This window comes from Bradyrhizobium sp. AC87j1, assembly GCF_002936975.1.
In the GTDB taxonomy this organism is placed as follows: domain Bacteria; phylum Pseudomonadota; class Alphaproteobacteria; order Rhizobiales; family Xanthobacteraceae; genus Bradyrhizobium; species Bradyrhizobium shewense.
This window is the reverse complement of the sequence record NZ_PTFE01000100.1, coordinates 1-18,576: the sequence shown is the minus strand read 5'-3', so window position 1 is coordinate 18,576 and position 18,576 is coordinate 1. Positions and strand designations below refer to the sequence as shown.

Sequence of the window (18,576 nt, the reverse complement as noted above, 5' to 3'; positions counted from 1 at the left end):
TCGAGCGCCTGCCGGCGCAATTTCGTAGCCTGTGCGAGGGCGTGATCCTCCGCGTCGACGACTTCCCGACCGAGGAGGTCCTGGACGAGATGGAATGCGAGAGCGAGTTCGACCTGCTCGGCCTGTTCCAGGGCGTCGGCCTGCCGCAGCAGAGCCTTGGCGACGTGGCGCGGCTGCCCAACATGGTCTGGCTCTACCGCCGGCCGATCCTGGATTACTGGGCCGAGCACGACGAGAGCCTCGGCCATATCGTCCGCCACGTCCTGATCCACGAGATCGGCCATCATTTTGGCCTGTCGGACGACGATATGGCGGCGATTGAGGCGCAGGCAGAGTAGACCTGCCCAATTCGGCCTAGGATTCCGACCCCGATCGCGATAAATACCTGTTCCCCTAGACCCATCCGGGAAAGCGCAACCATGGACAAGTTCACCACGCTGGAAGGCGTCGCGGCGCCGCTGAAGATCATCAATGTCGACACCGACATGATCATTCCGAAGCAGTACCTCAAGACCATCAAGCGCACCGGCCTTGGCAAGGGGCTCTTCTCCGAGCAGCGCTACAAGGACGACGGCAGCGAGAATCCGGATTTCGTTCTCAACCAGCCCGCCTATCGCAATGCCAGGGTGCTGGTCGCCGGCGACAATTTCGGCTGCGGCTCGAGCCGCGAGCATGCGCCCTGGGCGCTGCTCGACTTCGGCATCCGCTGCGTGATCTCGACCTCGTTCGGCGACATCTTCTATAACAACTGCTTCAAGAACGGCATTCTGCCGATCCGCGTCAGCCAGGAAGACCTCGACAAGCTGTTCGACGATGCCGAGCGCGGCGCCAACGCGACGCTGACGATCGACCTGCCGAACCAGGAGATCCGCGGCCCCGACGGCGGCAAGGTCAAGTTCGAGATCGATCCGTTCCGCAAGCACTGCCTGATCAACGGCCTCGACGACATCGGCCTGACGATGGAGAAGAAGTCCTCGATTGACACCTATGAGGACAAGCTCAAGCGCGAACGCGCCTGGGCCTGAGCTCGCGTCTTCATTCAGCCCCGGTGCTATCAGCGCCGGGGCTTTTTCTTTGTCTCGCTTATCCCGTATAGCTTCGCCGCATGCTGCCCGAGATCGTCACCTTCTGGCACGGCCCGATGGACGCACTGCGCCAGACCTGTCTGCGCTCGCAGCTCGCGGCCGGCCACAAGGTCACCGTCTACAGCTTCGACACCATTCCCGGCCTGCCCGCCGGCGTCGCAAACGCAGATGCCGAAGCGATCCTGCCGCATGCGTTCTCGGAACGCTTGCGGCCACCGCAACCGGACGGAAGCTGGCGCGACTGGACCACGCTGCAGTTCAGCGATTTCTTCCGCATGAAGCTGATGGCGAAGAATCTCGGCCTCTGGCTCGACGCCGACGTGCTGCTCCTGAAGCCGGTCGAGATCGATCCGGCAAAGCCATACTTTGCCTGGGAGCGGCCACGCCAGCTCGGCAATTCCGTGATCTACCTGCCGCCCGGGCACGGCATCGTTGCCGCCTTCGAGGAGCTGATGGAGCAGGAGGAGCTGACGCCGAACTGGCTGTCGGTCCGCCATCGCATCACCTTCATGATGCGCCGCCTCCGCGGCGGCTCAAGCCGTCTCTCGGATATCCGCGTCGCGATCTTCGGGCCCGCGGCACTCACCGCACTCGCGCGCCGCACCGGTGAGTTGCAGAACGCGCTGCCGAAGCAGTCGTTCTATGCGGTGCATGCCGAGCCAAAATTGTTCTTCGATCCCTCGAGCTATCTCGGCCTCGTCACCAGCCCCGAGATCATCGGCCTGCACATCTCGCCCAAGGGCCGCGGTGGCGAGAAGCCGATTCCCGGCAGCCTGTATGCCTGGGCGGCGGAGCGGTTTAGCTGAGCTCTTTCGTGTCCCGGACGCGGTGCGGCACGTAGTGACGCTCCGCAGAACCGGGACCCATCTTGTCGCATTTCTGGGTCCCGGCTCTGCGCAGCAGCGTTGCACGCTGCAGCGCGTCCGGGACACGCGACCGCTTTTCAATTTGATCCAGCGCAACGCGCGCCTGCACCATTGTGCCTAATCTGGCTCTAACTCCACGATCCCAACGGAGCCTCGCATGAGCACCGCAAGCAGGCCATATCCCATCGTCCAGGACCTCATCGATTCCTTTGCGAGCTGGCTGAAGCATCGCCGCGAGCTGAACGAGATGCGGCAGCTCGATCGCGCCGATTTCGACCGGATCGCGAGCGACTTGAGGATCGCGCCTGACGATCTCGAGGAACTGGTCCGCCACGGCAAGCATTCTGCCGACGAGCTGCCAATGATGCTGCAGCAGCTTGGCATCAGCGCCGAAGGGCTAGGCCGCGCGCAGCCGCTGCTGCTCCGCGACATGGAGCGGGTCTGCTCGCTCTGCAACAACAAGGGACAATGCGACCGCGATCTGGCCGACGGCACTGCCGCGGAGAACTATCACGGCTACTGCGGCAACGCCGCGACGCTGGAATCGCTCGATCGCGCCGATGTCACGCCGCGGTGAGCGGCGCAACGCCGGCTCATTCCGCGTCAGAAGTCAACCGACATCGATAGCCACAGCGTCCGCGGCATGCCGCTGATCACATAGCCGGTCGGATTTCCGATCCAGTAGCGATTGTCGAACAGATTGGTGAGCGACGCGCGGAACGTGGTCGGCCGCCCAGCGAGACTAGTGGCATAGCGTGCCCCGAGGTCGAAGGTCATCCACGCGGGGACGCTCTGGATGTTGTCGGTGCTGACATAGGCCCGGCTGGTGTAGATCGTGCGAGCCGTCGCCGTCAGTCCAGGCAGGAAGGGCGCATCCCACTCGATACCAAGATTGCTCTGCCAGCCCGGAGCACCGACCGCATGATTTCCGTCATAGAGGTGCCCTTCGGTCTTGGTGAGCCGTGCATCGAGATAAGTCACACCGCCCAGAACCCGGACCCCGGGCGCCACTTCGCCGAAGGTGTTGAGCTCGACGCCGCGGTTTCTCTGTTCGCCGTCGAGGCTGTAGATCTTGGTGACGGGATCGACGACGCCGCTCGGCAGGCTGATCTGGAACACCGCCAGGCTCGCGCCGAAGCGACCGAGATCGAGCTTGGTGCCGACCTCGTATTGCTTTGTCTTAAAGGGAGCGAACACCGCGTTGGTGTTGGCTGCGCCGGCCGGCGGCGTGGGTCCGGGCGAAAGACCTTCGATGTAGCTGGCGTAAAAGGACACTTCCTTGATCGGTCGCACCAGCAGGGCCACGGAGGGCGACGTCGCGCTCTGGTCATAGTGCGCGATCTCCAGACCGCTCGCGGGATCAAAGCCGTTCGCAATGACCTGCTGCTGTCTGGCGCCGACGGTCACCTGAAGCATCCCGTTCATCATCGAGAGCGTATCGGCAACGCCGACGCTTCGCAGGCCGAGAAAGTCGGACTTGCCCTCGGCGAAGGACGACATCGGCGCGCCGGGGCCCGCCAGCAGCGTGGGCGTGTAGATGTTGGTGAGATAGTTCCCGTAATTGGTCTGACCGAGCCAGTCGGTTCGGTTCAGGACACTGCCGCTGACCACGACTTCATGGCCGACCGGGCCCGTATCGAATCGCGCCCGAACACCGGCTTCGCCAGACACGGCCTCGGACTTGCCGGTCTGGAAGCGCGACGTTGAAAGTGCGTCGCCCGAAGTCGTGAGGATCGTCGCTCCCGGCGCCTCGCGCTTGTCATAACCGAATTGATTGGCGCCGATGGCGCCGAACATGGTGACGTTGTTGGACAGGTCGTATTCAGCGCGCGTCAGGCCGGTGAGGCTCTTTGCGCGGGCATAGTCGAAGGGCTGGGCGAGATTGATGCGAGGATCCGGCGCATTCGGCACCGCGATGCCCTTGACCGGTGTATAGCCGCGCGCCGCAGCTTTCATCCAGTCGTCCTGATAGATGACATCGGCCGACCACCGGAAGCGCTCGCCGCGATAGTCGACACCGAGCGAACCGACACCGTCACGCACCGATTGGCGGTCGATCGTGGTGTCTCCACCATTGAACCCGCCATTGAACCGGACGCCCCATTCCTTCTGATCCCCGTAGCGGCGCGCCACGTCGACCTCCGTGCCAAAGCGGGCGTTCGACATGTAGCCGACGGTCAGGCGCGTCAGATCTTCGTAAGCACGTTTGGTCACGACATTGACGCTACCGCCGATGCTTCCCTGAGGGGCCATGCCGTTGAGGAACGCGCCCGGGCCCTTGAGAAATTCGATACGCTCGATCGGCGCCGGGTTGATACGATAGGCCGGCACCAGCCCGTACAGCCCGTTCAGCGCGATCTCGCTGTTCTCGACCCGGAAGCCGCGAATGGTCAGTGCGTCATAGCGGTTGCTGCTGCCGATTGCCGCGCGGACCGACGGATCGGAATTGGTCAGAACCTCGGCGACGCTGGTGGCCTGCTGGTCACGGATGGTCTTCTCCGTATAGCTGGCGAGGCTGTATGGCGTATCCATGTAGTCTTTGTTGCCGAGCAGGCCGAGCTGGCCGCCTCGCGCGACTTGTCCGCCGACATACGGTACCGGCAATGCGGCGCGCTGCGCGCCGATCGTCGCAGGTGCGCTTGCTGCCGGCGCGCTCGCGGGCCGATCAGCCTGACGCCTCGCGCGCACTGCATTCGATGAAGGCAGCCTCCGGGCGGGCGCAACGCGGCGCTCCGGCGCAGATACGGCAACCGGAGGAAGCGACTGTCCGGATCCTGCCGACGGTTGAACGTTGGATTGTTGTGCGAATGACGATGTCGTGGTCAGCAGCATCGATACCGACACGAGCCAAAATACGCGCCCGCCATTCCAATCGTGAATCATAGTACCCCGGAGTCTTTTCTTATTGATGCCCCGTCTCATCGCGCCGACGAGACACAGAGTGCAATAAACAGCCGGACGAGCATCGCCAAATAGAAGGCATCTAATGTATTGAGCGAGATCTCGGCGCGAGACGCAGACGAGACGTTGTCGGCTGATGTTTGGATTTCACGGCGTCCAACGCTGGCGGGCGCGAAACATCAAAATCACGCGTGCATTCGCACGAAGCGCTTCCGCGCAACATCAACTCAAAGCTTGCACCCAGAGGTCGCGGCGCGACGGATGCGGGTGATTGTCACAGTCCGTCGGACGAACGTGTCGAGACGCGAGATGACATTGTTGGACGCAAGAAGGACTCGTCGCACGACGAGGTGTCAGCGCGCACAGCCGCAATTGCTGCCTGACATGGAGCGGGTCTGCCGCTGTGCAATCACAAGGGATAGTGCGACCGCGATCTCACTGATGGCACCGCCGCGGAGAATTATCACGGCTATTACGCGAATGCCTCTACGCTAGAATCGCTCGATCGCACCGACGTCGCATCGCATTGAGGCGGCGTCAACCGCCGGAGTCATCCAGCTCTAGGTTCTTGCTTTGACGCGTTTTCTTCACGCGAACCGGTACCCACTTCGCTCGAAAGCGCTCTAGATCGTGCCATTTCGCGCGCAAGCATCGCGCTGGGCAAATCCTTTCACGAGCTTTCTGCACGCACGATAGCGCTCTTCCATGCTCGTCCCAGTGACATTGCTCGGCGGGCTCGGTTCGGCCGCGCTTTCCTTTTTGGCGGCACGAGGCTGCGAGACTTTCTCGCGTTTGGTTGAAGGCTCGGCCTGCTCTGGAGCCGGCACAAGCTGCCAGACTGGGCGAAGCTCGATACTCGCGGTCTCTGACGGATTCTCCTTTTTGAAGGAAGACAGGGCCAAGACGTTCTTGTCCAGCTTGACTGTGACCGGCGTTCCATTGATGGAGAATTTATCGTTCTCGATATACTCGGCGAACACTTTGTATCCCGCCACGTCCTTCGCCCACGATTGTTTCGTGGGCGGGCCCCAGAGGTAGTATCCCTTGGCCAAGCCCGTCGCGGAGACCCCCGTGATGATCAGCATGGCATAGCGTCCCTTGCCATTGGTCCACCCACGCTTGTTGGACCACACGCCGACAAACCTGGAATTGGCGTTCAGCGGATCGTTCGGATCGGGCGAGATGGTGAAGCTCGGCAATTCGAGTTTTTGAGCTGCCGCGATGGCAGCGACTTTCTGGCTATCCTCCGGCGCAAATAGATTTCGGACGACGGTCTTTACGTCAGACCCTTTTCCATCAGACCCTTGGCGCCCGGTTGCGTCCGGTTTGGGAGGGACGGCCGGAGATGCGAGCGCCGCAACTTCGTTGGCTTTGAATTTCTTCATCCGGCGGCGCGCTTCGTCGACATGGCTGCTGCGGGGATATCTGGCCAGAAAATCCTCATAGAGACCTGCCGCTGTCGACGTCTCGATCGCCAGCCAAAACTTCTCGTCTTCTGCGGGACTTGCGGGCGCCGGAGCCGCGGCTGGCGCCGGGGCGGACACGACTGGTGCCGGAGCGCTTGCGGCAGGAGCTCTCAGGTAAATCTCTTCCTTCGACAAGGAGCCATACACGAAAGGCTGCTGTTCGCGCTTGGTCGCCGCCATCACGTCATCGCGAACCCGGCGAAACAGAAACGATATCTCCAGGCCCGGCGTTTCGATGTGGCGAAGAAGCGACGCCGTAAAGGGGCTGTTGCGGCCCTCGCCATCGCTCGCCGTGGTGCCATCGCGGGCGGCATACGCGATCAGGACATTGTCGGAAGGTTCGGTCGGCGCGAGCCCGCGCGGCACGGCCCGGGTGCTGATCGAGCGTTTCATCTTCGCGGCAAAGGGATTGTTGCGGCATGCGTCCAGGATCACGAGCCCCAGCTTCCGTGCCCTCGAAACCTGAAGGCTCACCGAGCGCAGGCTCACAGCCTCGCTCTCGATATCGGCGTCGCTCCGCAGTTCCGCGCTGATGGGAATCAGCCAATTCTCGCCGCCGACCTCCATGCCGTGCCCGGCGTAGAATACGACGGCGATATCGGATGCTTCGGCAGAGCGGCCGAAGTCGATGACGGCCTTCCTCATCTCTTGCGCGGTCGCGTTCTTGACCAGCGTGACTTTGAAATCCAGTCGCTCCAGCGCGCGGCCGATGTCGGCCGCATCGCGAGTCGGGTTCGGCAACTCCGGCACCTTCTCATAGGCCCCATTGCCGATGACAAGAGCAACCCGAGACTGCGCAAGGGCCGGCTCAGTGAACAAAAGCGACGTGACGAGAAGGACGGCTGCCCCAAAAAACCGCATCAATGGATTGCCCAGACCTAATGATCTAATAACAGCTTTGAGGGTAGCACCCCTGTTCACCACCGCAACGGGAAAAGCCTCGACTATCTGCCGGACCGTTGATGGTGACGGTCAGCAGAGCTCCCACCTCATGGGCGACTCGCCGAGTGGCAATGAGGCGTTAATAGTATGATGTATGCAACATCTTGTTTGCGCGGCGAGGATGCCGGAACGGCCACCGCAATTATCCGTGCTTGATCTCGCCTATCGGCTCTGTTTGGATCATTGCCATTGATCAATTCGGATTTCGGACAATCATGGCAAATGAAATAGACGGACCCCGTCGTTCATTGGGGGCTCGTCCACAAGAGGACACGTCGACCGTCCACCGCGCGGGCATCGGGAATCGGCTACTGGCGGCGTTGCCGCCGGCGGATCTCGGCTTGCTCACGCCCTACTTCCAGAAGGTCTCGTTCGAACCCGATGCCGTCCTGGTGCGGTCGGGCGATGAGCTCGACCCGGTTTATTTTCCCCATAGCGGCGCAATCGCCTTCATGCTCGATATGCCGGACGGGCAAACGGTCGCAACCACCTTGATGGGACGGGAAGGCGCTTTGGCCTCGTTCTCCGTGCTCGGCCCGTCGCTTTCATCCGTGACCGCGGTTACTCGCATAGCCGGCACAGCATCGCTGATTTCCGCCGCCAAATTTCGCGCCGCCTTTGCGCAAAGCACAGCCATCAGGAACGTCGTGCAGGTCCACGCCCGCGCGGTGTTATTGCAGCTCCAGCACGTAGCCGCTTGCAACGCGCTGCACCGGGTGGATGGCCGCATGGCGCGGTGGCTCCTGCAGCTTCACGACCGCGTGCCCGATGACCGGCTTCCGGTGACGCAGGAGGCGCTTGCGCAACTGCTTGGGGTGCGACGGACGACAGTAACTCTGACGATGAGCAAGCTACGCGAGGCCGGCGCGGTCCCGTCCGACGGGCGCGGGTTTGTAGAGATCGATCGGGCGCGGCTCGAGAAGGTCGCCTGCGATTGTTATGCGCTCATGCAGCACAACATCGATCGGATGTATTGCGAGGAATTGGCCGCACCGTCCTCTGCTCTTGGCGAACAGAAGATGGCCGTTTGTCGCGGAAAAGCGGATATCGCTTTTTCGAGTTGACGCTTCAGCCCTTGCTCATCGCGGCAATCGCATCCGCGATCTCGATCGTGCGCCGTGCCATGTCGGCGTGCAGCCGCTCCACCATCGCGCCGTCCAACCGGATCGCGCCGCGCGAAACGTTCTCCGGCAGCTCGAACGCCGCGATGATTTTTCGTGCGCGCGCGACTTCCTCTTCGGGCGGCGTGAAGATCGCGTTGCAGGCGTCGATCTGCGAGGGGTGGATCAGCGTCTTGCCGTCGAAGCCGAGATCGCGGCCCTGCGCGCATTCGGTGGCAAAGCCGTCGGAATTGGCGATGTCGCTGTAGGGGCCATCGAGGATTTCGAGGCCGTGGGCGCGCGTCGCCAGGATGCAGTGCGTGATCATCGGGATCATCGCGGCGCGGCCGGGCAGCATCTTGATGCGCGTTTCGCGTGAGATGTCGTTCGGGCCGAACACGAAACCGGAGAGACGCCGCGATTGATCGCGCCCGGCCTCGGCCAGCTCCTCCGCGTGCAGCACGGCGCGCGCGGTCTCGATCATGGCCCAGACCTTCACCGTCGGCGCCGCGCCAAGCTCGGTAAGACGGAGGCCGATCGTATCAAGATCTTCGACACTTGAAACTTTTGGAACCAGGATGCCGTCAGGCGAGGCCTTGGCGGCCATGGCGAGATCGTCGGCCCACCAGGGCGTGTCGAGACCGTTGGTCCGGATCAGGATCTCGCGCCTGCCGAACCCCTTGGCCGCGATGGCCGCCGCGATTCCATCGCGCGCGGCCGCCTTGGCGTCGGGGGCGACGGAATCCTCGAGATCGAGGATCAGGCCGTCGGCGGCGAGATTGCGCGCCTTTTCCAGCGCGCGGGGATTGGAGCCGGGCATGAACAGATGGCTGCGGCGCGGGCGGGTCATGCAAGCGTTCCCTTCGGTTTCCTCAGGCGGCTGTAGAGCACGATCCGGAAAACTGTGCGGCGGTTTTCCGGCAAGGATCATGCTCAAGCCAACAGCCACAGGCGATAACATCTGGCCTGCCTATTCGAAAGGCTTGTTCGCCCCGGCGGTATATGTTTAGGCATAGGCCATGACCGCATTCCCAGAGCATTTGCTGGAAGGCTACAGAGCCTTCGCCACCCAGCGGCTGCCGACCGAGCAGACCCGCTACCGCGACCTGTCGGTGAAGGGGCAGTCGCCGGAAGTGATGGTGATCGGCTGCTGCGACAGCCGCGTCTCGCCCGAGGTGATCTTCGACGTCGGCCCGGGCGAATTGTTCGTGGTCCGCAACATCGCCAATCTGGTGCCGGTATATCAGCCCGACGGCAACGCGCATGGCGTCTCGGCCGCGCTGGAATATGCGGTGACGGTGCTGAAGGTGAAGCACATCGTGGTGCTCGGCCACGCCCAATGCGGCGGCATCCGCGCCTTCGTCGACAAGATCGAGCCGCTGACGCCCGGCGACTTCATCGGCAAATGGATGCAGATGTTCATCAAGCCGGGCGAAGTGGTCGAGCAGCGCGAGCGCGAGACCATGGCGCAATTCGTCGAGCGCATCGAGAAGGCCGCGGTGTTCCGCAGCCTGGAAAACCTGATGACGTTCCCGTTCGTGCAGAAAGCGGTCGACAGCGGCCAGATGCAGACCCACGGCGCCTATTTCGGCGTCGCGGAGGGATCGCTGTTCGTGCTGGACAAGGCGAGCAAGGAATTCAAGAGGGCGAATGGTGAGTAGCGAATGGCGAGTTGCGCATAGAAATCTCTATTCGCCATTCGCTACTCACCACTCGCCTGCTTTCAGGCCGCCTTCTTCTTCGCGCTGATCAGCTTGCGGTTGATCAGCACTTCCGCGATCTGGATCGCGTTGAGCGCGGCGCCCTTGCGCAGATTGTCGGACACGCACCACAGCACGAGGCCGTTCTCCACCGTCGCGTCCTCGCGGATGCGGCTGATGTAAGTCGCATCCTCGCCGGCCGCTTCGTACGGCGTGGCGTAGCCGCCGGGCTCCTGCTTGTCGATGACGAGGCAGCCGGGCGCCTTGCGCAGGATGTCGCGCGCTTCATCCGCGGTGACCGGATTCTCGAACTCGATGTTGACGGCTTCGGAGTGGCCGACGAACACCGGCACGCGCACGCAGGTGGCGGAGAGCTTGATCTTGGGATCAAGAATCTTCTTGGTCTCCGCCATCATCTTCCACTCTTCCTTGGTGTAGCCGTCCTCCATGAAGACGTCGATGTGGGGGATGACGTTGAAGGCGATGCGCTTGGGGAATTTCTTCGCGATCAGCTCGTCGTTGGTGTAGACGGCCTTGGTCTGCGAGAACAGCTCGTCCATCCCGTCCTTGCCGGCGCCCGAGACCGATTGATAGGTCGAGACGACGACGCGCTTGATGGTCGCCTTCTCGTGCAGCGGCTTGAGCGCGACCACGAGCTGCGCGGTCGAGCAGTTCGGGTTGGCGATGATGTTCTTCTTCTTGAAGCCTTCGGTCGCGCCTGCGTTCACTTCCGGAACGATCAGCGGCACGTCCGGATCCATGCGCCAAGCCGAGGAGTTGTCGATCACGACCGTGCCGGCGGCGCCGATCTTCGGCGACCATTCCTTCGATACCTCGCCGCCGGCCGACATCAGGCAGATGTCGACGTCGGAGAAGTCGTAATGCTCGAGCGCCTTGCACTTCAGGGTGCGGTCGCCATAGGAGACCTCGACACCGACGCTGCGGCGTGACGCCAAGGCCACGACCTCGTCCGCGGGGAATTTGCGCTCATCCAGGATGTTGAGCATTTCCCGTCCGACATTGCCGGTCGCGCCGACGACTGCGACTTTGTAACCCATCGTTCACTCTCCGATGAAAAAGCCCGTTCCCGAAGCTGACGCTTAAACAGGAAGAGCAGCGCTTCTATGCGAGAACCGGCCTCAAGACAACGTTGGACCATGCCTGAAGGCCGTGGATGCAGTCGCCTGAGGCCAGCACGGCCGTTAGCCCTACCCAGATCCAGCTGACGCTCTTGGCTATCGCCGATGAGGTCGTCGGCACGCTGGCGCATCTGGTCGCCTATGTGGGGGCGCTCGCGCTGTTTGCCATCCTCGCCCTCGCCGCGCTGGGCCAGCTGCCCGAGCTGCGCGGCGATGATCCCGCAGACAAGCCGGGCTGGAGCACGGGCGACCGATCGCACCCGGCCTTCGCCCTTAGCCGGATCGATTCATCAGAGAAAACAGCCTCTTACACCATCCTTCGGCATCCCGAAGGCGGCCGCAAAGACGTGATGCGGTGGGCGAGCGCGGCGGACCAGCCGCTGGCCGAGCTCGAAATCTATCGGGAAGGCGGCGAGTTCGATGTGGCCCGTCCTGTAGCAATGGACCTCGCCATCCAGATGGGTCTCGGGGCGGCCACCTCGCTCGAGCAAGCCGGGCTAATCGAGACGAAATTCGGCCCCGTCGCCCTGTTCCGGCCGATCGGCACGGACAAGGGGACGCCGGCTTGCCTCGGCTACCTCAAGCGCAACGAGGAGCCGGCCTTGCAGATCTCCGGCTTCTCCTGCCAGGGCGATACCCTGCCCGCCCGGCGTGCGGCGATCGCCTGCACGCTGAACCGGCTGACGCTGCTGACCTCCGGCAACGAGCCGAAGCTGGAGGAATTGTTCGCCCGTGCCGAGCTGAAGCGCCGTGCTTGCGACCTCGCGGGCTCGCCGGACTGGCTGCTGGGCGCCGCCAACGCGCAATTGCGCGGGGCGCTTTGATCGGCATCAAGCCCAAGTGGCTGGTATTGATGCAACTTTTGCCAGCGCGCACGATTATTCCGAGCTGGTGTGACCCAATAGACCTAGTTGCAATCACCCCGGCCGGGCTAGTATGGGGGTGAAATCGACTGGCGGCCTGCCGCCTGAAGGGGACGTGATGAGCTCGAAATTCTCTGCCAAATTGGCGACCTTGTTTGCAGCGGGCGCCGTGATTGCCATGTCCTCTGTCATTGGTTTGGCGACGCCGGCCTCGGCCGACAACAAGACCAAGCGCTATGACGAGCGCGGCCGGCACTATTACGGCCCGAGCGGCCCCAACGCCGTCTACCAGCAGGGCCGCACCCGCATCTATGTGAGCAAGCGCTCCTGGCTCGACGGCGGCACCGAGGTCAATCCGGGCGACCGCAAGTTCTCCGACTACGCCTTCCCGCCGGCGGTTGGCTATCCGTCCTTCGCCCGCGAGAACCTCAACCGCCCGATCGACCGCCAGCCGCTCTCGCCGCCGCAGGACGTCGGCGGCTATCCGCAGAATTTCCCGCTGTACTGAGCGGACAGCGATCCGAATCAAAAGGCCGGGCTTACGCCCGGCCTTTTTGTTTTGGCGAGATGCCGTAGGGTGGGCAAAGGCGCTGAAAAAGCGTCGTGCCCACGCTGTCTCTCAATGGCAAAAAGATGCGTGGGCACGCTTCGCTTTGCCCTACGATTCCGCAAACACCGGATCATAGCGCTTGCAAAACTCTTCGATCACTTCGGAGCGGAAATCGGCGAGGCGCCCGAAGATGAGCTCATCCGGCCAATCCCACCAGGCGATGCGGCGCAGGCTGTCCGCAACGGAATCAGGAAAGCGCTTGCGGATCGGGCGGGCGGGAACGCCGCCGACGATCGTGTAGGGCTCGACATCGCGGCTGACGACAGCGCCTGCCGCAATCACCGCGCCGTCGCCGACGTTCACGCCGGGCAGCAGGATGGCGGCGTGTCCGATCCAGACATCATTGCCGACGATCACTTGGTCGCCGCGGCGGTCCGCGAAGAAGTCACGATCACGCGTTGCGCCCGTCTCGTAATATTCCGGGCAATAGGTGAAGCGATGCTGGGACGGCCGGCCCATCGGATGATTGGGCGCACCGATCCGCACCGAATTGGCGATGGCGGTGAATTTTCCGATTTCCGCGTCGGCGACCTCGCAATTCTCGCCGAGATAGGAGTAGTCGCCGAGCGAGGCATATTCGATGCGGGTATGGCTGAGGACCTCGCAGCGGCGGCCGATCTGCGCCTCGCGCTGGCGCACCGTGTCATGGATGATGGTTTCCGCGAGCTTGGGGCGGGGCGAGGTATCCATGAGGTGCTCCGAGAGCAGGTGCCGTAGGGTGGGCAAAGGCGCAACGCGCCGTGCCCACCATCTCTTTCTAATCGCACTCAGAACGTGGGCACGCTGCGCTTTGCCCACCCTACGAGAGCTGCGCTTGCCGCTTACGCGTGCAGCTTCTGCAATTCCTTCAGGATCGCTTCGCCCATCTGCGTGGTCGAGGCGGCCGTGGTGCCCTCCGACTTGATGTCGGCGGTGCGCAGGCCGCTGGCGAGCACGGCGGCGATCGCGGCGTCGACCTTGTCGGCGAGCGCGCCCATGTCGAAGGAGTAGCGCAGCGCCATGCCGAAGGACGAGATCATCGCAATGGGATTGGCGAGGCCCTGGCCTGCGATATCGGGCGCCGAGCCGTGCACCGGCTCGTACAGCGCCTTGCGCTTCTTGCTCTTGACGTCGACCTCGCCGAGCGAGGCCGAGGGCAGCATGCCGAGCGAACCCGTCAGCATCGCCGCGATGTCGGACAGCATGTCGCCGAACAGATTGTCGGTGACGATGACGTCGAACTGCTTCGGCGCCTTCACCAGCATCATGCCGCCGGAATCGGCGAGCTGATGCTCGAGCGTGACATCAGGATATTCGCGCTTGTGGACCGCCGTCATGACCTCGTTCCAGAGCACGCCCGACTTCATGACGTTGCGCTTCTCCATCGACGTCACCTTGTTCTTGCGCTTCCTGGCAAGCTCGAAGGCGACGCGGCCGATGCGCTCGATCTCATAGGTGTCGTAGACCTGGGTATCGACGGCGCGCTTCTGGCCGTTGCCGAGGTCGGTGATGGTCTTGGGCTCGCCGAAATAGACGCCGCCGGTGAGTTCGCGCACGATCATGATGTCGAGGCCCTCGACCGCCTCGCGCTTCAGGCTCGATGCATCGGCCAGCGCCGGATAGCACACGGCGGGACGGAGGTTGGCGAACAAGGCCAGATCCTTGCGCAGGCGCAGCAGGCCGGCCTCCGGGCGCACCTCGTAGGGCACCGCGTCCCACTTCGGACCGCCGACCGCGCCGAAGATGATGGCATCGGCGGCAAGCGCCTTGGCCATGTCACCCTCGGAGATCGACACCTTGTGCGCGTCATAGGCGGAGCCGCCGACGAGGCCGGTGTCGGTCTCGAACTTGGCGATCCCGGCCGAATTGAGCCAGTCGATCAGCCGCTTCACCTCGCCCATCACCTCGGGGCCGATACCGTCGCCGGGAAGCAGCAGCAGTTTGTGGGTCGCCATGGTCGTTTCCTCTGAGATCGATTTCGGCCGGAGTGCTAGAGCGGCGTTGCGCGCTTGGCAAGACACCATTGCCGGGGTGCGGCTGTGCAAGGCGGACGGAGCCTGACACACTGGGTAGGCCGGAGTACCCCTTGCACGTAGAAGACCGCCCGCCCTACGCGCATCCCGCGCGGCTGATCCTGACCCTGTCGCTGGCGGCCACCGTCGGGCTCGGCATCGGCCGCTTTGCTTATGCGCTGGTGCTGCCCGACATGCGGGAGGACCTCGGCTGGTCCTATTCGGCCGCCGGATTCATGAACACCATCAACGCCGTCGGCTATCTCGTGGGCGCGCTTGTGGCCTCGCGCCTGATCCAGCGCGTCGGCTGGGCGGCCGCGATCCGCGGCGGAACCCTCGCCTGCCTCGCCGCGCTCGCCATTTGCGCGCTGACGGGGAATTTCGTCGCGCTGAGCCTGGCGCGCCTCGTGCTGGGTCTCGGCGCCGCGGCCGGCTTCGTCGCCGGCGGCGCGCTGGCTGCGACCATCGCCCAGTCGCGTCCGGAGCGGGCCAATTTCCTGCTCAGCCTGTTCTATGCCGGGCCCGGCATCGGCATTCTGTCCTCGGGACTGATCGCCCCGTTCACGCTGCAATATTTCGGGCCGGGCTCGTGGTGGATGGTGTGGTGGGCGCTGACACTGCTCTCGGCCGCGATGACCGTGCCGCTGTTCCTGATCCGCATCGAAAGCGGCGCGCGTTTCTCGGAAGGCAGCCACGCCGCCTTCGCGATTCGTCCTGTGCTGATCTACCTCGCGGGCTACTTCCTGTTCGGCGCCGGCTACATCGCCTACATGACCTTCATGATCGCCTATGTGCGCGACGGCGGCGGCGGGGCCGCAGCGCAGGCCGCTTTCTGGGGCCTGATCGGCCTGTCCGCCTTCGTCACACCCTGGGCCTGGCGCGGCGTGTTGGCGCTCGATCGCGGCGGATTGGCCACCGCCATCATCCTCGGCACCAACGCGTTAGGAGCGGCCCTGCCGATGCTCGGGCATTCGCCGGCATGGCTCGCGGTCTCCGCGGTGGTGTTCGGCGTCGCCTTCTTCGCGGTGGTCGGCTCGACCACCGCCTTCGTGCGCTTCAACTATCCGCCAGGGATGTGGCCGACCGCGATCGCGGCGATGACGATCTCGTTCGGCGTCGGGCAAACGCTGGGGCCGATCGTGGTCGGCGCGATCACGGACGCGCTGGGGAGCTTGAGTTACGCGCTGAATGTGTCGGCGGCGCTGCTGGCGCTGGGGGCGGTCGCGGCGCTGTGTCAGGGGAAGGTGGGGCCAGCCAAGGAACCGGTGCTGTAGGGTGGGCAAAGGCGCACTTGCGCCGTGCCCACGATCTCTCTCGGATTGCAACAAGCGCGTGGGCACGCTTCGCTTTGCCCACCCTACGGCAGCTCCGCCGGAACGACGATCAGCTCCCGCTAAACGAATTATACCCCTGGTCTTCCCAATAGCCGCCCTTGTAGTCGTTGGTGACTTCCATCGAGACCACGTATTTCGGGTTCTTGAAGCCGAGCTTTGTCGGCACGCGGATCTTCATGGGGAAGCCGTAGGCGCGCGGCAGGATCTCGTTCGCGTATTTGAACGTCATCTGGGTCTGCGGATGCAGCGCGCTGCGCATGTCCAAGGGCGAATTATAGCCGTCCTTGTCGGCACACTGGAACCAGACATATTTGGCGCGCGTGTCGGCGCCGATCAGCTTGAGGAAATCGCGCAAGGGCGTGCCGGTCCAGCTGCCGATCGCGCTCCAGCCCTCGACGCAGATGTGACGGGTGATCTGCGTGACCTCAGGCAGCTTGTAGAGCTCGTCCAGCGTCCAGGACTTCTTGTTCTCGACGAGGCCGCGCACTTCGAGCTTCCAGTCGGCGCCAGCGACGTCGGGCGCGTCATCAAGATCGTAATAGGCATTGAACGGAAACGGCTTTGTAATCGCGCTCTCGGGGAAAGTTGGCGCCAGCGCATCGGGATTGAAAATGAAGGCCTGCACCGCATCGTTGAATTTCGAGACCTGCTTCAGCATCTCCTCGGCCGAGGACGAGTCGATCACATCGCAGCCGGTGAGCAGCGTCAGCGCGCCGAGACTGGCGCCGCCCGCGATGAAGCGGCGGCGGGTGACGTCGGGCATGGTCTTGATGGAGTCCTTGATCAAGAGCCGCTTGTCGACGCCGGGGATCAGGAATGAGCGCTTTGCCATGTTCTCCTCCTCAGCGGCCGATGATCATGGCGCGCAGGCTCTTCGGCACGAGCAGCGCGAGCAGGACGTGAACGACGAGGAACGCGCAGATTGCGGCCATGCAGAAGAAATGGATGTAGCGCGCGGTCGGGTAGTCGCCGAACAGCGTGACCAGCCAATGCAGCTGCACCGGCTTCCACATGCCCAGCCCCGTGAGCACGATCAGCACGCCGACCACGATGATACCGGCATACAGCAGGCGCTGCACGTAATTGTAGACGGTGAGGTCGTCATGGCCGAGCTTGAAGGTCAGCGCTGCCCTGACGTCGTGGAGCACGCCTGACGGGGTGATTGGAAACAGTTTCTTGCGGAAGCGGCCGGTGGCGAAGCCCATGATGAGATAGGCGAGGCCGTTGATCATCAACAGCCACATCGCGGCAAAATGCCAGAGCAGGCCGCCGCCGAGCCAGCCGCCGAGCGTGTACTCGCGCGGAAAACTGAAGCCGAACAGCGGCGAGGCGTTGTAGATCTGCCAGCCCGACAGGATCATCAGGATCATGGCCAAGGCATTGACCCAGTGCATGACGCGGACCCAGGCGGGCTGGATCACTTTGCCCGGGGCGGCGCTGACCTGCTCGTCGGTGACTGTGAGGCTCGACATGATGGTTCCGTCCTGAACGTCGTGTGACACCGATTATACGCCGATGCGCCCGCTTTCGTTACGCCCTGTCCGCCATCGAATCGATAGCGTCGGGCTATGGCGGTCACAATAAAGCGAGCCGGGTGCCCCCGGCTCGCCGTTTCGTCGCATCCTGTTCGGGGGGATGAAACAGGATCGCGCGGTGTTACGTCGCCGGCATCAGCACGGTGTCGACCACATGGATCACGCCGTTCGACTGGTTGACGTTGGAGATCGTGACCATCGAGGTGCCGCCCTTGGCATCGACGATCCAGGTCTTGCCATCCATCTTCTTGACCGTCAGTTCCTCGCCTTCGGCGGTCTTCAGCTTCTTGCCCTCGGTGAGGTCGGAGGCCTCGAGCTTGCCGGGCACGACATGGTAGGTGAGGATCTTGGTCAGCGTCGCCTTGTTCTCGGGCTTGACCAGATTGTCGACGGTGCCGGCCGGCAGCTTGCCGAAGGCGGCGTTGGTCGGCGCGAACACCGTGAATGGGCCCTTGCCTTCCAGCGTCGGCACCAGGCCGGCCGCCTTCACCGCCGCGACCAGCGTGGTGTGGTCCTTCGAATTGACCGCGTTCTGGACGATGTTCTTGGACGGGAACATCGCGGCGCCGCCGACCATGACGGTCTTCTCCTCGGCGCGGACAGGCGCGACCACGGTCGCGGTGATGGCCAGGGCGCTGAAGGCGGCGGCGGCGAGATAGGCAATGCGCTTCGACATGGAAAGTCTCCCGATTGAATTGTAACCGGCGATGGCCGGTCTTGAGTTGGGGCAACAACGGCGGCTGCGACCTGTTGGCGTGAAGCAGCAGCGCCGTCGTTGGACCGAACTACGGGAGGATTCGCCGTGCGGTTTCGGAGAAAAATTCTTTGTGATGCGTGAAACTATGCGGCGGGGTGTCCGTGTGGTGGGCGTGCACACGGCACACCCCGCCGTCGTCCCGGACAAGCGAAGCGCAGATCCGGCAACTGTTATTGGGGGCCGGCCTTCAGGTACGGTTTCCTGTCGCGCATCATAGCGTTAAGGACCGTTAGCAGCTTCCTGGCAACGGCAATGAGGGCGAGCTTGGCCGGTTTGCCGACCTGTCG

At 63.4% G+C, this 18,576-nt stretch carries 18 protein-coding genes and 1 pseudogene; 9 read left to right on the top strand and 10 right to left on the bottom strand.

Going from position 1 to position 18,576, the window contains the following annotated elements; genetic code table 11:
- The 4 genes from CV770_RS33810 to CV770_RS33790 all read left to right on the top strand — a co-directional run.
- Positions 1 to 338 (top strand): metallopeptidase family protein (locus tag CV770_RS33810; protein ID WP_104465437.1); only part of this gene is annotated, 338 nt, incomplete at its 5' end.
- 81 nt (positions 339 to 419) lie between these two features.
- Positions 420 to 1,025, top strand: a complete 606-nt coding sequence (gene leuD / locus CV770_RS33805; RefSeq protein WP_104465435.1) for a 3-isopropylmalate dehydratase small subunit — start codon at positions 420 to 422, stop codon at positions 1,023 to 1,025.
- An 80-nt stretch (positions 1,026 to 1,105) separates the two neighbouring features.
- Entirely contained in the window at positions 1,106 to 1,891 is a 786-nt protein-coding gene (locus tag CV770_RS33800; protein WP_104465434.1) for a glycosyltransferase family 32 protein, read from the top strand.
- A 217-nt stretch (positions 1,892 to 2,108) separates the two neighbouring features.
- On the top strand, positions 2,109 to 2,528 hold the full coding sequence (locus CV770_RS33790) for a hypothetical protein (RefSeq protein ID WP_104465432.1): 420 nt from the start codon (positions 2,109 to 2,111) through the stop codon (positions 2,526 to 2,528).
- Between the two features lie 26 nt (positions 2,529 to 2,554).
- Here CV770_RS33790 and CV770_RS33785 read toward each other — a convergent pair whose 3' ends face one another.
- Both CV770_RS33785 and CV770_RS33780 read right to left on the bottom strand, forming a co-directional pair.
- Positions 2,555 to 4,639, bottom strand: a complete 2,085-nt coding sequence (locus CV770_RS33785) for a TonB-dependent receptor (RefSeq protein WP_201760162.1) — start codon at positions 4,637 to 4,639, stop codon at positions 2,555 to 2,557.
- A gap of 836 nt (positions 4,640 to 5,475) precedes the next feature.
- The gene (locus tag CV770_RS33780; RefSeq protein ID WP_104465430.1) at positions 5,476 to 7,179 is read right to left on the bottom strand and encodes a caspase family protein; all 1,704 of its coding nucleotides are present in this window, start codon (positions 7,177 to 7,179) and stop codon (positions 5,476 to 5,478) included.
- A 296-nt stretch (positions 7,180 to 7,475) separates the two neighbouring features.
- Here CV770_RS33780 and CV770_RS33775 point away from each other — a divergent pair, with 296 nt between their 5' ends.
- Positions 7,476 to 8,324, top strand: a complete 849-nt coding sequence (locus CV770_RS33775) for a Crp/Fnr family transcriptional regulator (protein WP_502693633.1) — start codon at positions 7,476 to 7,478, stop codon at positions 8,322 to 8,324.
- 4 nt (positions 8,325 to 8,328) lie between these two features.
- On the opposite strand, the gene CV770_RS33770 is transcribed toward CV770_RS33775, so the two are convergent.
- Positions 8,329 to 9,210, bottom strand: coding sequence for an HpcH/HpaI aldolase/citrate lyase family protein (locus CV770_RS33770; RefSeq protein ID WP_104465429.1), 882 nt, complete (start codon positions 9,208 to 9,210; stop codon positions 8,329 to 8,331).
- A gap of 169 nt (positions 9,211 to 9,379) precedes the next feature.
- On the opposite strand from CV770_RS33770, the gene CV770_RS33765 reads away from it, so the two are divergent.
- Positions 9,380 to 10,021 (top strand): carbonic anhydrase, encoded by a 642-nt coding sequence (locus CV770_RS33765; protein ID WP_091965013.1) that lies wholly within the window; start codon positions 9,380 to 9,382, stop codon positions 10,019 to 10,021.
- 62 nt (positions 10,022 to 10,083) lie between these two features.
- On the opposite strand, the gene CV770_RS33760 is transcribed toward CV770_RS33765, so the two are convergent.
- On the bottom strand, positions 10,084 to 11,118 hold the full coding sequence (locus CV770_RS33760) for an aspartate-semialdehyde dehydrogenase (RefSeq protein WP_104465428.1): 1,035 nt from the start codon (positions 11,116 to 11,118) through the stop codon (positions 10,084 to 10,086).
- Between the two features lie 116 nt (positions 11,119 to 11,234).
- On the opposite strand from CV770_RS33760, the gene CV770_RS33755 reads away from it, so the two are divergent.
- Both CV770_RS33755 and CV770_RS33750 read left to right on the top strand, forming a co-directional pair.
- The gene (locus CV770_RS33755; protein WP_104465427.1) at positions 11,235 to 12,023 is read left to right on the top strand and encodes a hypothetical protein; all 789 of its coding nucleotides are present in this window, start codon (positions 11,235 to 11,237) and stop codon (positions 12,021 to 12,023) included.
- Between the two features lie 157 nt (positions 12,024 to 12,180).
- A complete protein-coding gene (locus CV770_RS33750; protein WP_201760161.1) occupies positions 12,181 to 12,570 on the top strand; it encodes a hypothetical protein in 390 nt (129 codons plus the stop codon).
- Positions 12,571 to 12,720: 150 nt separating this feature from the next.
- Here CV770_RS33750 and CV770_RS33745 read toward each other — a convergent pair whose 3' ends face one another.
- Both CV770_RS33745 and leuB read right to left on the bottom strand, forming a co-directional pair.
- Positions 12,721 to 13,362: a DapH/DapD/GlmU-related protein gene (locus CV770_RS33745; RefSeq protein ID WP_104465426.1), complete on the bottom strand. Its 642-nt coding sequence runs from the start codon at positions 13,360 to 13,362 to the stop codon at positions 12,721 to 12,723.
- Positions 13,363 to 13,493: 131 nt separating this feature from the next.
- Complete coding sequence (gene leuB / locus CV770_RS33740) at positions 13,494 to 14,606, bottom strand: 3-isopropylmalate dehydrogenase (protein WP_104465425.1); 1,113 nt, start codon at positions 14,604 to 14,606, stop codon at positions 13,494 to 13,496.
- A gap of 131 nt (positions 14,607 to 14,737) precedes the next feature.
- On the opposite strand from leuB, the gene CV770_RS33735 reads away from it, so the two are divergent.
- Positions 14,738 to 15,937, top strand: a complete 1,200-nt coding sequence (locus tag CV770_RS33735) for a YbfB/YjiJ family MFS transporter (RefSeq protein ID WP_104465424.1) — start codon at positions 14,738 to 14,740, stop codon at positions 15,935 to 15,937.
- A 109-nt stretch (positions 15,938 to 16,046) separates the two neighbouring features.
- Here CV770_RS33735 and CV770_RS33730 read toward each other — a convergent pair whose 3' ends face one another.
- From CV770_RS33730 to CV770_RS43575, 4 genes and pseudogenes are all read right to left on the bottom strand, one after another.
- Positions 16,047 to 16,829 (bottom strand): molybdopterin-binding protein, encoded by a 783-nt coding sequence (locus tag CV770_RS33730; RefSeq protein WP_104465423.1) that lies wholly within the window; start codon positions 16,827 to 16,829, stop codon positions 16,047 to 16,049.
- Positions 16,830 to 16,839: 10 nt separating this feature from the next.
- Positions 16,840 to 17,469, bottom strand: a complete 630-nt coding sequence (locus tag CV770_RS33725; RefSeq protein WP_091965028.1) for a cytochrome b/b6 domain-containing protein — start codon at positions 17,467 to 17,469, stop codon at positions 16,840 to 16,842.
- 184 nt (positions 17,470 to 17,653) lie between these two features.
- Positions 17,654 to 18,208, bottom strand: a complete 555-nt coding sequence (locus tag CV770_RS33720; protein WP_028139268.1) for a fasciclin domain-containing protein — start codon at positions 18,206 to 18,208, stop codon at positions 17,654 to 17,656.
- A 251-nt stretch (positions 18,209 to 18,459) separates the two neighbouring features.
- Positions 18,460 to 18,576: pseudogene (locus CV770_RS43575) on the bottom strand (IS110 family transposase); the annotation flags it as partial.